The 16189-nt window shown below is 44.5% G+C and carries 15 protein-coding genes; 5 read left to right on the top strand and 10 right to left on the bottom strand.

Annotated elements, in window-relative coordinates; genetic code table 11:
• Nucleotides 1-425, top strand: a 425-nt coding sequence (locus B3S93_RS00075) for a YkvA family protein (RefSeq protein ID WP_349677818.1), incomplete at its 5' end; no start/stop codon positions are given.
• 14 nt (nucleotides 426-439) lie between these two features.
• Here the strand turns inward: B3S93_RS00075 and B3S93_RS00070 are convergent.
• From B3S93_RS00070 to B3S93_RS00045, 6 genes are all read right to left on the bottom strand, one after another.
• Nucleotides 440-1774, bottom strand: coding sequence for a class II fumarate hydratase (locus B3S93_RS00070; RefSeq protein WP_292357051.1), 1335 nt, complete (start codon nucleotides 1772-1774; stop codon nucleotides 440-442).
• Between the two features lie 22 nt (nucleotides 1775-1796).
• Nucleotides 1797-2027, bottom strand: coding sequence for a DUF2789 domain-containing protein (locus B3S93_RS00065; protein ID WP_292357053.1), 231 nt, complete (start codon nucleotides 2025-2027; stop codon nucleotides 1797-1799).
• Between the two features lie 161 nt (nucleotides 2028-2188).
• Nucleotides 2189-2362, bottom strand: a complete 174-nt coding sequence (locus tag B3S93_RS00060) for a hypothetical protein (RefSeq protein WP_292357054.1) — start codon at nucleotides 2360-2362, stop codon at nucleotides 2189-2191.
• A 151-nt stretch (nucleotides 2363-2513) separates the two neighbouring features.
• Entirely contained in the window at nucleotides 2514-3215 is a 702-nt protein-coding gene (gene mtgA / locus B3S93_RS00055) for a monofunctional biosynthetic peptidoglycan transglycosylase (RefSeq protein ID WP_292357056.1), read from the bottom strand.
• 125 nt (nucleotides 3216-3340) lie between these two features.
• Nucleotides 3341-5824, bottom strand: coding sequence for an ABC transporter permease (locus tag B3S93_RS00050; protein ID WP_292401462.1), 2484 nt, complete (start codon nucleotides 5822-5824; stop codon nucleotides 3341-3343).
• Nucleotides 5821-6552, bottom strand: a complete 732-nt coding sequence (locus tag B3S93_RS00045) for an ABC transporter ATP-binding protein (protein WP_292357059.1) — start codon at nucleotides 6550-6552, stop codon at nucleotides 5821-5823. Before B3S93_RS00045 ends, B3S93_RS00050 begins: the two co-directional genes overlap by 4 nt.
• Before the next feature lie 28 nt (nucleotides 6553-6580).
• On the opposite strand from B3S93_RS00045, the gene B3S93_RS00040 reads away from it, so the two are divergent.
• The 4 genes from B3S93_RS00040 (at nucleotide 6581) to B3S93_RS00025 (ending at nucleotide 10298) form a co-directional block, all read left to right on the top strand.
• Nucleotides 6581-7219: an arylesterase gene (locus B3S93_RS00040; RefSeq protein ID WP_292401459.1), complete on the top strand. Its 639-nt coding sequence runs from the start codon at nucleotides 6581-6583 to the stop codon at nucleotides 7217-7219.
• 105 nt (nucleotides 7220-7324) lie between these two features.
• The gene (locus tag B3S93_RS00035; protein ID WP_292357063.1) at nucleotides 7325-7996 is read left to right on the top strand and encodes an HAD family hydrolase; all 672 of its coding nucleotides are present in this window, start codon (nucleotides 7325-7327) and stop codon (nucleotides 7994-7996) included.
• A 159-nt stretch (nucleotides 7997-8155) separates the two neighbouring features.
• Entirely contained in the window at nucleotides 8156-8734 is a 579-nt protein-coding gene (locus B3S93_RS00030) for an SCO family protein (RefSeq protein ID WP_292401457.1), read from the top strand.
• 4 nt (nucleotides 8735-8738) lie between these two features.
• Entirely contained in the window at nucleotides 8739-10298 is a 1560-nt protein-coding gene (locus tag B3S93_RS00025; RefSeq protein ID WP_292401455.1) for a methyl-accepting chemotaxis protein, read from the top strand.
• Nucleotides 10299-10308: 10 nt separating this feature from the next.
• On the opposite strand, the gene B3S93_RS00020 is transcribed toward B3S93_RS00025, so the two are convergent.
• The 4 genes from B3S93_RS00020 to B3S93_RS00005 form a co-directional block, all read right to left on the bottom strand.
• Nucleotides 10309-11430, bottom strand: coding sequence for an ABC transporter permease (locus B3S93_RS00020; protein WP_292401452.1), 1122 nt, complete (start codon nucleotides 11428-11430; stop codon nucleotides 10309-10311).
• Entirely contained in the window at nucleotides 11431-14208 is a 2778-nt protein-coding gene (rbbA, locus tag B3S93_RS00015; protein ID WP_292401449.1) for a ribosome-associated ATPase/putative transporter RbbA, read from the bottom strand.
• Nucleotides 14208-15281 (bottom strand): HlyD family secretion protein, encoded by a 1074-nt coding sequence (locus tag B3S93_RS00010; protein WP_292357071.1) that lies wholly within the window; start codon nucleotides 15279-15281, stop codon nucleotides 14208-14210. Before B3S93_RS00010 ends, rbbA begins: the two co-directional genes overlap by 1 nt.
• A 244-nt stretch (nucleotides 15282-15525) precedes the next feature.
• Complete coding sequence (locus B3S93_RS00005; protein WP_292401446.1) at nucleotides 15526-15834, bottom strand: hypothetical protein; 309 nt, start codon at nucleotides 15832-15834, stop codon at nucleotides 15526-15528.
• Nucleotides 15835-16189: the final 355 nt, after the last annotated feature.

Genomic DNA, 16189 nt, shown 5'->3' with positions numbered 1-16189 from the left:
TTCAGCTCACAACAGAGGCGGAGATGAAAGATAAACAAGCCCTTATAACTAAACTAAAAATGTTTGCCAGAGGCATGAAAGTTCAAATTTCTGCTTTATATCTGGCAATCAAGGATCCGGCGGTTCCAAAGGTGGCTAAGTGGTTGGGTGTTGCGGTAGTGGCGTATGCGTTAAGCCCGATTGATCTTATTCCAGATTTTATTCCGGTGATTGGCTATCTGGACGATTTGATTATTTTGCCTTTAGGAATTTACTTAGCCATTAAACTGATACCGGAGGCAGTTTGGTCTGACTGTCTGGCTAAAGCTGAGTTACATCCCATTCAATTACCCAGAAATCGTTATGCAGCGGCTGTAATCATTGGCTGTTGGATACTATTTGCAGGCATGTGCAGTTCTGGTATTTGGTATCTGATATCAAACTAATTACATTTACAGCATCATCGTGGTCCTAACATTTTTTCCGGCTGGATAAGTTCATCGAATGCTTCTGCAGTGATCAAACCAGAGCGAACAGCCTCTTCTCGTAATGTGGTTCCATGAGAATGTGCCTTTTGTGCAATCAAACTGGCGTTGTCATATCCAATGATCGGTGAGAGGACGGTCACCAGCATCAGTGAGTTATTTAAAAATGCTTCGATTTGTGGCCTATCCGGCTCAAGCCCGCGCAGGCAATATTCTGTAAAACTATTGATGACATCTTTTAATAATCTGATGGATTGTAATAGTGAAAAGATCATTAACGGTTTATAGGTATTCAGTTCTAATTGCCCCTGAGCACCCGCTAGCGTAATCGTTACGTGATTTCCCATCACCTGTGCACATACCATCAGCATGCTTTCACATTGGGTTGGATTCACTTTTCCCGGCATAATTGAGGAACCGGGTTCATTCTCAGGTAAATGCAGTTCGCCTATCCCGCAACGAGGTCCTGACCCCAGTAATCGAATGTCAGCCGCAATTTTGTTCAGACTAACCGCCAGAGTGTTTAAAACACCCGATACATTGACCAGACCATCGTGAGCGGCTTGCAAAGAGAGTTTGTTATCACTGGCAGTAAAAGGTAAGCGGGTAAATTCGCTTAACTGTCTGGCAAAGTTTTCAGCAAATTCGGCAGAACTATTTAGTCCTGACCCCACGGCTGTGCCTCCTTGAGGAATAGCATACAGTTCAGCAGTTGCCTGCTTTAACCGATCAATATTAGTTTGTAGTTGGGCCGCATAGGCCGAAAACTGCTGCCCCAACGTTAACGGTGTTGCATCCTGCAGATGCGTTCTGCCAATTTTTATTATGGATTGCCATTGTTTCGAATGTTCCGCCATTACCTGCTGCATCTTTGTTAAGGCTGGTAACAGCTGAAGTTGAATTTGTTCTACCGTAGCAATATGCATTGCTGTCGAAAAACTATCGTTGGTGGATTGCCCCATGTTGCAGTGATCATTGGGATGCACCTGAATCGTCGAATTCAATTGCTGTGTCGCCAGATTGGCAAGCACCTCATTTGCATTCATGTGGGTTTGTGTACCCGAACCTGATTGCCAGATGGTTAATGGAAATTGCTGATCATGTTCGCCATTTATCACTTCAAGGCTAGACTCAGCTATTGCCAAACCGATATTTTTTTCCAATTGCAGACAATCAATATTCGCCAGAGCGGCACAGTGTTTCACCAACCCCAAGGCACGAATAAACTCACGAGGAAAGGTTTCACCACCAATGGCGAAATGTTTCATGGCCATCTGGGTTTGCTGGCCCCAAAGTTCTACAGCAGACATCTAAAGCAATCAGATTTAACGCTTACTGCCGTAACTGAACGTTAAGTTGATCAACGACCTCAGCCCAGTCAGAATCAGAAGCTAAACATTCTTTAATAAAAGCTGATTGAGAGGGTGACCAGAAACTGGCGTTTTCCAGTTTTTCATCTTCCTGCAGCGTATGGCTAGCCATAAATTGCTCGATGGCTGCTTCATTGCTTTCCAACCCCAGCTGCATAAAAAGGTTTTCCATAGTGTGTTGTGTCATATCCATAGCAATGGACCTCAAATTTAAGTTAATTTCTGAACTTAACACTACGCTTACTTAAGCTGTTTTTCAAAGCTTCATTCAGGGGCTGAAATTATGAGTAAAGTCCATTACATTAGGACAAATACATCAGGATGATTGAATCGTCATACTGATACATTTTGACCTTAAGATATTGATGCCAGCCAGTCTTGGTAACTTGGTTTAGCCTCGGCATGTAAACCGGCAGAACTAAAGGCTCTTTCACTATCGATTATTTCACCGTTGTGCTCAAACACATTATGATCTGCATAATGTTTTGCCCAGCTTTCAAGGTCATGTGTCATCGAATTCATTCTCATCGTCTCACTCCATTTTGTTTTAAAAAATCTGCTGATTGCCTTTTACAAGTCAATCAACTGAAGTCGATTCTAAGGACGGAATGTTTAATTTATGTGAAGAATCAATGCTCTGAGGTCAGGATGTGAGATCGCTCACATTTATCTATCAATATTATTCTTCGTTTAACGGTGCCAACCATTGAAGACCTCCAAGTCTGCGTTGCTGCTGCAAATTCCATTCGGCACGTTTATGTAAATGCTGCGCCGGTCGGGCCGGGTTGTAATTCAATGGACTGGGTAATGAGGAAGCCAGTAATGCTGCTTGCATCGGTGTCAGATTAGCCGCAGAGCGACCAAAGTGATATTGGCTGGCCGCTTCCAGGCCAAACACTCCCGGCCCCCACTCAGCAATATTCAGATAAATCTCAAGAATGCGCTGTTTGCTCCAGCTGAGCTCAATCAGCAAGGTAAACCAGACTTCGAGACCTTTTCTGAACCAGCTGCGGCCGGTCCATAAATACATGTTTTTTGCCACTTGCTGACTGATCGTGCTTGCACCACGCAAGCCTCCCCGACGCTCTCGTTCTTTTAACGCCTGCTGAATCGCCTTAAGGTCAAATCCACTGTGTAACGGAAATTTCTGATCCTCAGAGGTCACAACAGCTAAAGCCGCATGTTTTGGCATCTCGTCCCAGCTGAGCCAGGTCTTGCGAAGTTGAAAGTCTTCAGTTGACGTTATCCAGCGGTCTGCCATCACCATGGTTATTGGTGGATTTACCCAGCGAAAAGGTAATACCAGCAACAGACTCAACAGGACAAACGCCAATATCGTTAGCAGCAATACCTTTAAGAAGAAACGATATATTCGATGCACAGTTATTCCTAAGCAAAACAGGCATCCTCAGGATGCAAATCTGCACATAATGAAACGTTTATTTTAGTCACGCAAGCTAGGGCTTGTTGATCTTTCATCTCGACCACTGCTGGTTTACCGTCTGGTTATTCCAGCCTTCTTAATAACAACATGGGCGAAACGGTTAATACAGGCGTTAATTGCCAACGTCCAAGGATGGCAAGAATCACTGCACTGATAAAAGGCAGGCTCATCACAACTGGCCAATGCCAACGAAATTCGCCATCAAACATACGATTTTGTAGTGCCCACACGGCAACTTCAGCTGCCAGTACACCCAGAATGCCAGCCAGAAAACCAATCAATGCAAACTCAATAGTTGTAGATTTGACCAGTAATTTCTGTTGGCCACCCAGGGTACGTAATAAGGCGCCCTCACGCTGCCGCTCCGACATCGTTGCACTGACAACTGCGACCATCACGGCAATTGCGGCCAGCAAAATCATCAATAATATCGCTTCCACCGCCTGTGTTACCTGAGCAATGATTTGCTGAATTCGTTCGATAATATGATCAATTTCCAACACTGAAATGGTGGGAAACTGCCGCACAAAATCGTTCAATAACGGTTTATCCTGTTCAGCAAGGTAGAAGCTCGTCAGCGAGGTACTGGGTAATCCATCTATAGTGCCATTGGGCGGAAAAATAATAAAAAAGTTGGGCCGCATGCTGTCCCATTGCACACTGCGAATACTGGTGATGGTTGTGCTGACTTTTTCGGCCCCCACCGTAAAGCCCAGTTCATCACCAACCTCTACCCCAAGTGACTCAGCCAGTGATTGTTCAATCGACAACCCTGTTGTTTCACCTGGCTTAAACCAGCGCCCGGAAACGATTTGATTATCATCTGGATAAGAATTTGACGTTGTCAGGTTTAATTCGCGGCGCAATTCATCATCATCTTTATTGAACGCAACGTCTTGTGCAGGTTGCGCATTAATCTCAGTCAGTCTGCCGCGAACTATAGGATATAGAGGGCTACGGTTTATCTGATGCTGTGAGAAAAATGCTTCTACCTCATCCACTGCTTCCGGAGCAATATTCAGCAGAAAATGATTTGGCGCATCTTCCGGCAACTGCGCCTGCCAGTCGGCTAATAAGGAAGATCGCACCAGAACTAACGTAGCGGCCAACATAATAGTCATGGCAAATACCGACATTTGTGACAGGGTCGCATTACGATGTCGATACAACGCAATCACCGCCAATCGCCAACCACCCTTTCCGGCAGGAAATCTGCGTAATAACCAGATTAGACCCGCACCGACAACCGCCAGTGAAATAACTAAAACAATAACTGCCCCGAGCAATGCTGTTACCAGCTTAATATCATTGACATACACCCATAACAACCCAAATATCACCGCTACAGCTAACAATAAATCTTTGACTAAAGCGGACTTGTCATTGGTAGGCAAGCTGCGAAAAACTCTCATTGCCGGTGTATTGCGTAAACGATCAATCGGAGGGTAGGCAAAGGCAAATAAAGCGACTAAAGCAGTTAGTATGGCTGGCCACAGTTGCCAGAAGTCAACCTCGAATTGTAACGGCTGATCCATTAACTGTGCGGTCATTGAAGCCAATAACCAGGCAGCAGGTATGGCGAGTATTAAGCCAATGATGGTTGCCATTAGGCCCCATACAATTAAGCGTGATAAATACAATATACGAATACGTTTGCCAGTCAGCCCCATGGTTTTTAGTAATGCCACGCGATCCCGCTGGCTTAAGGCATATTGTCTGCTCGAAACAGCTATTGCCACAACTGCAAGCAACACCGCCAGACTGCCGCCAAGTAATAAAAAGCCCTCTGCTTTTTCTAAAGATTCCCCCAGGGTTTCACCTTGCCGGACATCCACCCAGTGGTAATTTTCTGTTAAGCGCGGCTCCAACCATGCTTCAAAATCAGTCAGTTCGGCCTCACTACCGGCAAATAATCCACGGTGCCGAACACGGCTCCCAGGTTGTATCACCTCCGTAGCGGCTACATCATCCACATGCATCATCACTCGTGGTGCGAGAGAAGAAAGCCGAAAGCCACCATCCGGTTCACGCATAATCACGCCGGTCACTTCAAGGGAAGTGGCGCCAATTTCCAGCGTATCACCAGGCCGTAATTTCAATAAGCGCATAAGCCGGGGATTCAACCAGACTTCGCCGGGTTGAGGCCCAGAGGATGAGACTTGCCTCGGACTCTCCAGATCGGCCTGCCATTCAATTTCTCCCCGTAAGGGGTAAGCATTATCAATCGCTTTGACGGCAACCAGCTGGAATTGGCTTTCGTTGAAAACCATGGTGCCAAACTCAATCATGCGGCCAGTTTGAAGACCTTGCTTTTCTGCCTCGGCATACCATGCGTCTGGAATGGGGGCGTTGGTTCGGCTGTTTAACTGACGATCTGCTGCCAAAAATGCACTGGCCGATGTCATTAATGTTCTTTGCAGATGATCTGCAAAAGCATTAATAGTTGCCACAGTTGCTACAGCTATGATCATCGCCATTAACATGACTTTTACATTTCGCTCACGTAAATCCTGGGTGAAGGAAATCACTTTAGCCGTCACGTTCATGCAGATAACACCTCTGCATTTTTTTCTGTTTTCTCATGCAGTACGCCTGCCTCAATAATGAAATATCGCTGACATCGCTCTGCCAGTTGTTGATCATGCGTCACCATTACCAGCGTAGTGCCGTGTTCACTGTTCAGATTCATTAATAATTCAGTAATCGCCTCCCCCGTTCGGGTGTCCAGATTACCGGTAGGTTCGTCTGCAAATAACACTTGAGGATTCACAGCAAAGGCTCTGGCAATGGCTACCCGTTGTTGTTCACCACCCGATAATTGTCGTGGTGTGTGTAGCATTCGCTCACCTAGACCAACCCGTTTGAGCAGGTATTCAGCTTTATCCCGGGCATCAGCTAAACCGGCTAACTCGATGGGTAACATGACATTTTCAATAGCTGATAATGTGGGTAACAATTGAAAAGACTGGAATACAAAACCGACGCGCTGAGAACGCAGACTGGCACGTTCATCTTCTGACAAAGTACTGATGAGATGACCATCCAGACTGACCTTTCCACTGGTTGGTAAATCCAGTCCTGCCAATAACCCGAGTAAGGTGGTTTTACCGGAACCTGAACGCCCGACAATGGCTGCAGACTCGCCTTTACGAATGTCCATATTGACTTGTTGTAAAATCGACAGTTTATCGGTGCCCAAATCAACCGAATGTGACAGATTTTGTACCTGTATCATGAAGTCGTTTGACGGATCCGGTTGTCTATCTGTGGACATACTTTCCTCACATAATTAATTGGCGGTTATGAAAACCTTATTACCTACACAAACATTGTTTATCTGGCTGTTTTTGGTCCTGGTCAGTTTCCAGTCACAGGCGGCTGAACCACAGCAAAAAAATCTGTTAATCGTTGGCGATAGCCTTAGTGCAGCCTATGGCATCGACAGTGATGCCGCCTGGGTTGAGTTACTCAAAGATCGTCTTGAACAGGAAACTCCCGGAAACTGGAATGTCGCCAATGCCAGTATTAGTGGTGAAACAACCGACGGTGGTTTACGCAGATTACCGGATTTGCTGGACAAACATGATCCCGCTATCGTTGTGATTGAGTTGGGAGGCAACGACGGGTTACGCGGGTTCCCACCTAATGTCATTCGAACTAATCTAGCCAAAATGATTCAGTTATCCCAGCAGCATGGTGCTGAAGTATTATTGGTGGGCATCGAAATTCCACCTAATTATGGTCAACGTTATACCACAGCGTTTGCCAATGTTTTTTCCAGTCTTGCAGAAGAATATAATCTGTCTTTTGTGCCCTTTTTCCTTGCTGATGTATATGATGGCGAGGCCATGATGCAGGCTGATGGAATTCATCCTACGGCAAAAGCTCAGCCACAGTTACTCGACAATATCTGGTCTGAATTACTGGCATTACTTGAATAACATACATTCACTGGTTTCCTTGAACGCATTATCAGACCTCATTAACAGATAATTGTTGCCTGATGAATCAATTAATTATGTACTATCAAAAATACAAGATTACAGATGATTAAAGCCATCATTTTTGATATGGACGGTGTTTTGATTGATTCCGAGGAAATATGGGATCACGCTGAAAAAACCGTTTTTTCCAGTTATGGCATTTCGGTCACGGAAACGGATCAGTTACTGACTCGCAATATGAATATGTTGGAAGTTTCGGAGTATTGGTCAGCAAAAGCGCACAGACCATTTTCACTGGAAACCTCACAGCAGCAAGTCATTGAACACGTCTGTCAGCATATCCAAAAAAAGCCCCTTGCCATGCAAGGTGCACTCAACTTATTGAAACACATTCAGCTCAGTAATCTTCCAATCGGACTTGCCACCAACGCTCCAAAACAGGTTTGTAACACAGTGCTGAGTTGTCTGGACATCGAAGCCTATTTCAACTCGATTCAAACTGCTGATGATGTGGAAAACACCAAACCCCATCCAGAAATTTATCTGAAAAGCGCCGAAAACCTGCAAGTGGAACCACATCATTGCCTGGTATTTGAGGACTCTCCTACCGGAGTTAAAGCAGCACATGAAGCGGGAATGCAGGTTATTTATGTAAACTCAAGGCGAATGGCTGATGCTTCCATCCTCAATATTATTCGCTCTGCATTAAATTCACTCGACCAGTTTTCCTGGCAAGATCAGAGATTTTTTGATTATTGTGAAATAAAAACGTGAAGCTGTTCATAATTTTCAGTATCACTCGTTAATTCACACCCGATAGCGCTTTTTCTTCACAGCTCATTCACCCATTTAAACGTATTCTCATCGCTTTAATCCTCTTAATCATTACTCTTATCGCTTTGATGTTTAGAGTAGCTTACGAACTTGTGAATAATGCCAATACCACCAATCAAAAAAGCTATCCATGTATGTATCACGTTAATGTTGGTGAGTATTGCTTTGCTGATTCTAGTGAGTTCACATCAATTGGTGGCAGCTATCCTGCCAGGTTCACTTAATGGCCTGGAAACCCGTATTCAGCTTGAACCTCAACACCTTGAATTCGATAATGCACTTCCAGCACCTATGTTAATAACTGGTCTTTTCAGCACCTGTAAATCTACCTGCCCAGCCAATATTAATCAGCTACGTTTGGTTAAAAATCAGTATCAGGGCGAAATGAACTATGTTTTTATTGGCTTAAATCCTGAAAACGACTCATCAGAGACATTGAAATCATACTTGTCTGAGTTCTCGCCAAACATGCATTTACGAGTTCCTGCAGATACCCAGGCGGTACAACAACTTATGTCCTTCTTTCCAGAAAATTATTCAATGAGTAAAACTAATATCCATCACGCTGGATACATCTATCTTTATCATCCTAATACTAAAGGTTTAATTACCTATCGGTCACCAAATAGTCAGCACATTATTGATGACTTACTGATACTGCAAAGTCGCGGAAAATAACCCAATGAAAACTAAAAATGCTTCAGTACAAACTATTGATGAAAATGTGAACCAACGAAAATGGAAAGATAATGTCAGCAATGACAAGTTTGTACTCTGGTTATTAACCGCTCATTTACCGTTTATCTTTTTTATCGTACCCATGGGCTACGGAACACATCTGAATGGCGCCATTCCAGCTCTCATCATTGTTTTGGCTGCATGGTATGTATATAAAACGCTGCCCGGCACACTGATTTCAAGAAGTGTTATGTCAGCAGCAATGATGATAATGTCGATGATTTTGATCATGCAGCAGTTAGGTCGTCTGGAAATGCATTTTCATATCTTCGCTGCACTGGCATTTCTTATTATCTGGCGTGATTATCGGGTTTTACTGGTAGCTGCCACCGTAATCGCAGTTCATCATGCGGTATCTGTTCCATTACAACTCTCAGACCTCAGTATTGGAAGCATGCCCTTTGTGGTATACGGCCAACAGTGTGATTGGGCAACATTTGCTGTACACGCTACATTTGTGATTTTGGAAACGGCTGTGTTGGTGTTTTTTTGTTTAAGAATGAATTCACAATATCAATTAGCTAATCAGATTATGGCCGCCATGCAGGTCGCCGCCCAACAAAGCGATCTGACGCTTGATATGAAAAATATTCAGGCGAAAAGTCCTGCGGATTCAGCATTTGTAAAATCAGTACAAGACTTTTACAGGTTGATGAATCGGACGATTGATGAATTTAAAACGGCAGGTACTCAATTAGACGAGCTGACAGAGTTATCTGTTATCAGTTCATCATCAAACCTATCCTCTTTAACGACACAGAGCCAACGCGTCGAAGCAATTGCAGCTGCCAGTCTAGAAATGTCAGCTAGCATCGGTGAAGTTGCCAGAACTACTGATAATGCGGCAAGCCTCTCTACACAGACAGTTGAACAGCTCAATAATTGTCAGTCAATGTCTGATAATGCGTCTATTAAAGTCAACTCACTCATCAATAAACTTAGCGAAGTAAAAATGGAATTCGAGCGTTTACAAGCTGACACAAGTGCTATTCAGAACTCTGTTTCTCTGATAACTGAAGTTGCATCACAAACCAATTTATTAGCATTAAATGCATCAATTGAAGCAGCACGAGCTGGTGAACATGGTCGAGGTTTTGCGGTTGTTGCCTCTGAGGTACGTAACTTGGCAGAAAAAAGCCAGAATGCCACTCAGGAAATTATGGCCGTTGCAGAAAAAATTAATGCATCAACCGATACGGTGATGGGCAGGCTTTTAGAAAGTAATAGCGATGGTGAAGCAGCTATAGAGATAGTCAAACAAACCAATTCCTTAATAAAGGATTCTGCAGAGTTTTCAAATAAAATAAACGTCTTAAATCTATCCATTTCACAAATGATGCAAGAACAAAGTGCCGTTTCAGCAGAGATAAGTCAGACTTTGCACCATATTCAAGATTCGAATAGTGATATTGAAATTGCAGTAAAACAAAACTCTGAGCGTAATTCAGATATCAAACAAATTGGTTCAGTTATCAGGGATAAAGCCAATGTATTTAAAACCTGATTTCCTATAATTACGCCATTGAAGCAATGGTTTTTCGAAAACGACTTAACGATAAACCAAATAAAACGCTCCCCAGCAAAATCAACACCAGAAACTGTGCCCAAACTTCGGTAAAACCGGCTCCTCGATATAAAATCGATTGTGCCAACATCACAAAATGGGTATCAGGCGCCAGTAACATAATGTATTGAATAATATCCGGCATACTTTCTCTGGGTGTGCTGGCCCCTGACAGTACTTGTAACGGTAATAGAATCATGACCAACAATAAGCCGAATTGAGGCATTGATCGGGCAACCGTGCCCAGAAAGATACCCAGTGAAGTGGTCGCGAACAAGTGAAACAAGGTCCCCAGTAAAAACAACCAGACTGATCCCTGTATGGGTACGGCTAACCATGTCTGGACCACCAGCCATAAAGACAACGCTGTTGCTGTGATAACCACTAAAGCCATGGCCCAGACCTTACTGGCCATGATTTCAAAGGGCGTGACAGGCATGACCAGTAAATGCTCAAGCGTGCCATGCTCACGCTCTCTGATAATCGCTGCTCCAGTTAAAATTATCGATAACATGGTGATGTTATTGATAACCTCCATTACCGCGCCAAACCACTGGCTATTCAATTCGGAATTAAATTTTGCGCGTAACACCAAATCAACTGGTGTCACGCTCTCCTGCCGATGCCTTTGCACAAAGGCGTCAATCTCACCGCTGACAATTGACTGTACATAGTTATTACCGGTAAACGCCTGTCCCATGCGGGTTGCATCAATGTTCAACTGAATAACGGGTTGATGACCAGCCAGTAAATCACGTTGAAAATTTGCTGGAATATGCAAGGCAAATGTATCAATTCCCATATCCATCCGGGCATCAATCTCATGCTGTTCAATCAGTACAGGGGGCAAAAAATAGGGTGGATAAAAGGCATCTACAATGCGCATGGATAAAGGAGATCGATCATCGTCAACAATTGCTATCGGCGCATTATTCAAGGAATCAATCATGGCGGTAGCCACCGCATAAATTGACAAACTGAACGCGTAAACGATGAAGATCATCAATACCGGATCGCGTAATAAACTACGTAATTCTTTGATACCCAGATGCAAAATATTGCTGATGGCCATTTATCGTTCCTGCTTTTTCAACAGCATAACGCCGACCAGCATTAATACCGGGACAGCAATAAATAACGCAATAAATGCGGAGTGTAAATCCGAATAAGATAGCCCCTTGGAAAACACTCCACGGGAGATAGTTAAAAAATGCGTGGCAGGATAAACCTCCCCAATCCATCGCCCCAGGCCCTGCATTGACGACACCGGATCAATCATGCCCGAGAATTGCACTGCCGGAATCAACGTTAATAACGCGGTACCAAATAACGCCGCAATCTGACTACGTGTGAAGGCTGAAATCAACAAGCCCAGTGATGTAGCACAAACTACATAGAGCAATGCTGCAAACGTCAGAGTGAGAAAACTTCCGGTAAGCGGCACCTGAAAGATAAATACCGCAAACAACACCAATAAGACAAAATTCAGCATACCCAGCACGATATAGGGTAATTGCTTACCGAGTAGAAATTCCAACCGACTTACCGGCGTGACATAAAGATTCACGATCGAACCCAGTTCTTTTTCCCTCACTACCGACAATGCCGTCAACATCGATAAAATCAGCATTAGCAACAGTGGAATCATCGCAGGTACCATTGCCACCAGACTTTTCACATCGGGGTTATAACGAAAGCGTGCTTCAATGGTGGCGGGTTGTGCCGTGACAGACGATCCCAGTATTTCCCTTGATTTCATAGTCAGCCAATGACTATGCATTCCCTGCACATAACCACGAATATTCTCACCTCGAGTCGGCATTGAGCCATCAATCCAGGCGCCAATTTCCACCGGTCTGCCACGAGCCAGATCCCGGCCAAATCCATACGGGATCTCAATTGCCAGGCTGAGTTCGCCGGACTGCATTCGCTGCTCTATTTCGGCATGGCTATATAACACAGGTTGTTCAATAAAATAACGGGATCCTGATAAATTAAGCGTGTAATCACGGCTGGTCGCTGATTGATCGGCATCAAGCACTGCAAATTTAAGATCTTCTACATCCAGACTGATGCCGTAGCCCACCACAAACATCAGCAATAATGTGCCCAGCATGGCCATGGTTAATCTGATGGGGTCTCTAACTAATTCAAGTGTCTCACGTCGACTGTAACTGTATAAGCGGCGCAGACTGAAGCCTGTGAGCGAAGCAGATGGGGTGTCATTTTTATTATTGGTTTTTATCGAATTTTTAGCGCTTTCATCAGTAATCTGCAGATTTTCCTGGCGCCGTACCTCCTCCTGTAAATAGTCGACAAAAGCATCTTCTAATGAGGCGGCATTTCTGGCCTTTTTTAAATTCTCCGGCGTATCAGTCACCAACACCCGTCCCGCATGCATCAATGAAATCCGGTCGCAACGCTCCGCTTCGTTCATAAAATGCGTGGAAATAAAAATGGTTACCCCATCCTGCCGAGCCAGGTCCACCATGATCTGCCAGAACACATCACGTGCAATCGGATCAACTCCCGAAGTCGGTTCATCCAGAATTAACATTTCCGGTCCATGGATCATGGCTACGGCAAGTGACAATCGCTGTCTTTGCCCAAGGGGCAAAGCATCCGGCAAACTATCCAGTACCGCTTCAAGTTCAAAGCGTTTTGCCATCTCATCTATTCTGGCAGCAATACTATGCGAAGGCAGTTTGAATAATCGTGCATGCAAATCCAGATTCTGCTTTACCGTCAGTTCACCGTATAACGAGAATGACTGCGTCATATACCCCACCCTTTGGCGGATACTCAGATCATGTGGATCAATGGTTTTGCCAAATAATCTGGCATGTCCTTCTGAAGCCGCTAGCAGACCCGTCAGCATTTTCATCGTAGTAGTTTTGCCACAGCCATTGGAGCCGAGAAAACCAAAAATCTCGCCACGTGGAATACGGAAACTCACCTGATCTACCGCGGTAAAATGACCAAATCTTCTGGTGAGATTATCTGCCTCAATGGCAAATTCATCATGAGAGGATTCTCGGCGTTGGGGGATAACCACAGGTTGATGACGATTGCGTAGTGCTTCCGGTAACAACGCTATAAAAGCTGATTCCAGTGAGCTGGTACCAGTTTGCTCTAGTATTTGTTGGGGCGTGCCTGTGGTGAGAACCCTCCCCTGATTCATTGCCACTAACCAGTCAAAGTCTGCGGCCTCCTCCATATAGGCAGTTGCCACCAACACACTCATCGCTGGATTATCACTTCGAATACGCTTAATCAATGACCAAAACTGGCGTCGTGATAACGGATCCACACCGGTGGTCGGTTCATCCAGAATAAGGAGCTCTGGATCATGAATCAGTGCGCAACATAACCCCAGTTTTTGCTTCATACCGCCAGATAATTTACCTGCTGGACGATCAGCAAACGCTGTAAGTCCTGTAGCTTCCAGCAAATCAGTGATGCGTTGTTCGCGCTCAAACCGATTAAGGCCGAATAAACGACCAAAAAAATCGACATTTTCAAATACGGAGAGTGTGTGATAAAGATTTTTACCAAGCCCTTGAGGCATATAGGCAATTCGGGGACAAACTTTCTGCCGGTGCTTAGTTTTTCGCATATCGCCGCCCAGTACTTCAATCGTACCTTGCTGAATAGCGTGTGCGCCGGAAATCAATGAAAACAAGCTGGATTTGCCAACACCATCTGGCCCGATAATGCCCACCATGATCCCAGCTGGAATGTTGAGACTCAGATCATCTAACGCTTGTGTTTTACCATAGCAAAGACTGATATTTTTCAGCACAGCCACTTGGCGATTGTCATCCAACGCAGACAATGCCAAAGCTGTCATCAAGGAATCCTCACTGCCAGATGTTCTGGCCATTCTCCCTGGGAATCTTCAAGAACATATGCGACACCGGGTAGTCCGGTTTTTACACGCAATATGTAGGTATCCAACAGATCCTGCGGGATCTGGGCACGCACTCTAAACATCAATTTTTCCCGTTCAGTAGCGGTTTCAACGGTTTTGGGAGTGAACTGTGCGACATCAGCCACAAAAGACACTTTGGCTGGGAAGACATATTCAGGGGCGGCATCCAGAATAATTCTGACATCGGTTCCTAAGGCTAAACGTCCTGCACTGAGGGTCGGTAAAAAGAAGGTCATATACACATCCCGCAGATCGACCAAATTCAACACCCGTCCACCAGCACCAATGACTTCTCCAGGTTGGGCAATACGATACTGAACTCGACCATCACGGACAGCTTTAAGCTCACTATCAGATATATCAGCCTGAATACGGTCAATGCTGGCTTGTGCACCTAATAAAGCAGATTCCGCTCCTGCCAATTGTGCTCTGGCAGTGACAATGGCTGCATCTGCTGCGGCTACCTGAGCCTTTGATGCACTGACAGCGGCGATGGCACTTTGCTGACGTGCAAAATCATCATCGGCTTCCTGCTGGGAGGTTGCTCCACGTCCTGCCAAGGATGAAGATCGCTCGTAACGCTTACGCGCCACATTTAGTTCAGCCTGACGCTGGGCAACCAGGGCCAATGCCGCTTGTTTTTCTGCTTCACGCTGTACTAATTGACTTTTAGCGATAGCAACAGAGCTCTCGGCCTGATGAAATAATGCCTGGGCTTCACGTAACTGTGCCATCAGGTTTTCAGTATCCATTCGGGCCACTACCTGACCAGTCGTGACAAAATCACCTTCTCGGACCAATATATCCTCAATTCGCCCCGCGGTTTTGGCGGCCACATCGATTTCAGTCGCCTCAATTCGGCCGTTGCCATAAACCAGACCGGCATTAGGATCCGGTGCCAGATAAAAACGCCATACAAGGAAAATGGATAAGACAATTATTGCTACAACAATTAACGCACGAAGCAAATGAGTATTTCGGTTAAGTGGCATCCGTTTTCCCTTATACAAAGAAATTTGCCAAAACGTCGTAAAATTTCCGAACCTTAGGAATGTTTTTTAAAACGACATTGCTATTGCAGATTATTTGAAGAAAGCAGTGGAGATTATGGATCTCACGAAGCCTTATCAGTTGGACTCAAGTTTACAACAACGAAGCATAATTAAAAAGATGAATATGCTTTAACTTAACAGCTTTTGATGCAGATCAAATGAATTTTGTAACGAAAATTTTCACTCAGGGTTGATGTTGTTCACACCCTTGAAAGACTTGTTGTTCCACTTTATCTTCTGATAAATCATCTGGGAAGGTGTAAGCAAGATTTATCGCCAAATCAACAACACGCAAGAACTCTTCATTGGCAAACTCAGGACGCATTGTCTGCTGAACATCCTGCTTGGATTTTCCGGCTTGCTTATGATGATAGTAATCACCTGTCAGATTGGCGATAAGATCACATTGTTTATTGTTTTCCATCTCATTTGCATGAAGCGCCGAATTACAAAACGCCAACATAGATAAAGCCAGAATAGTTTGAATTTTCATCAGCAGCTCTTGTTTTGATTAATCACACCAATCATCTGACTCTCGAACAAACAGTAAAATCCTTCAGCCATGAATTATTCAGAAAGTTACTTTTACTGAGTGGTTTTGATTATAGGAGTTATTGTCAAAAAAAACGGCCAGTAAAGGCCGTCTTTATATTAATTAATATCTGGGTCTGTTGATCTTTCAAAGCAACCACTGCTGGCGACTATTTTTGTGTCCGACAAGGTGGAAAGCACGCAGTGTAGCCATCCTACATAAGTGCTTGACAAATGAGTCTGGAACTCATTTGAACAGCTTAGCTGGCCGCGTAGCGGTGAAATACAGGGATGTATTTCATACAACGCAGGCGGCC

Origin of the sequence: Methylophaga sp. UBA3613 (assembly GCF_002375415.1) — a bacterium.
In the GTDB taxonomy this organism is placed as follows: Bacteria; Pseudomonadota; Gammaproteobacteria; order Nitrosococcales; family Methylophagaceae; genus Methylophaga.
This window is presented reverse-complemented; position numbering and strand designations above follow the sequence as displayed.

Coding starts and splice junctions, on each gene's coding strand:
- B3S93_RS00070 (WP_292357051.1), bottom strand. CDS start 1,774: ATGTCTGCTGTAGAACTTTGGGGCCAGCAAACCCAGATGGCCATGAAA.
- B3S93_RS00065 (WP_292357053.1), bottom strand. CDS start 2,027: ATGGATATGACACAACACACTATGGAAAACCTTTTTATGCAGCTGGGG.
- B3S93_RS00060 (WP_292357054.1), bottom strand. CDS start 2,362: ATGAGAATGAATTCGATGACACATGACCTTGAAAGCTGGGCAAAACAT.
- B3S93_RS00050 (WP_292401462.1), bottom strand. CDS start 5,824: ATGAACGTGACGGCTAAAGTGATTTCCTTCACCCAGGATTTACGTGAG.
- B3S93_RS00045 (WP_292357059.1), bottom strand. CDS start 6,552: ATGTCCACAGATAGACAACCGGATCCGTCAAACGACTTCATGATACAG.
- B3S93_RS00040 (WP_292401459.1), top strand. CDS start 6,581: ATGAAAACCTTATTACCTACACAAACATTGTTTATCTGGCTGTTTTTG.
- B3S93_RS00035 (WP_292357063.1), top strand. CDS start 7,325: ATGATTAAAGCCATCATTTTTGATATGGACGGTGTTTTGATTGATTCC.
- B3S93_RS00030 (WP_292401457.1), top strand. CDS start 8,156: ATGCCAATACCACCAATCAAAAAAGCTATCCATGTATGTATCACGTTA.
- B3S93_RS00025 (WP_292401455.1), top strand. CDS start 8,739: ATGAAAACTAAAAATGCTTCAGTACAAACTATTGATGAAAATGTGAAC.
- B3S93_RS00020 (WP_292401452.1), bottom strand. CDS start 11,430: ATGGCCATCAGCAATATTTTGCATCTGGGTATCAAAGAATTACGTAGT.
- rbbA (WP_292401449.1), bottom strand. CDS start 14,208: ATGACAGCTTTGGCATTGTCTGCGTTGGATGACAATCGCCAAGTGGCT.
- B3S93_RS00010 (WP_292357071.1), bottom strand. CDS start 15,281: ATGCCACTTAACCGAAATACTCATTTGCTTCGTGCGTTAATTGTTGTA.
- B3S93_RS00005 (WP_292401446.1), bottom strand. CDS start 15,834: ATGAAAATTCAAACTATTCTGGCTTTATCTATGTTGGCGTTTTGTAAT.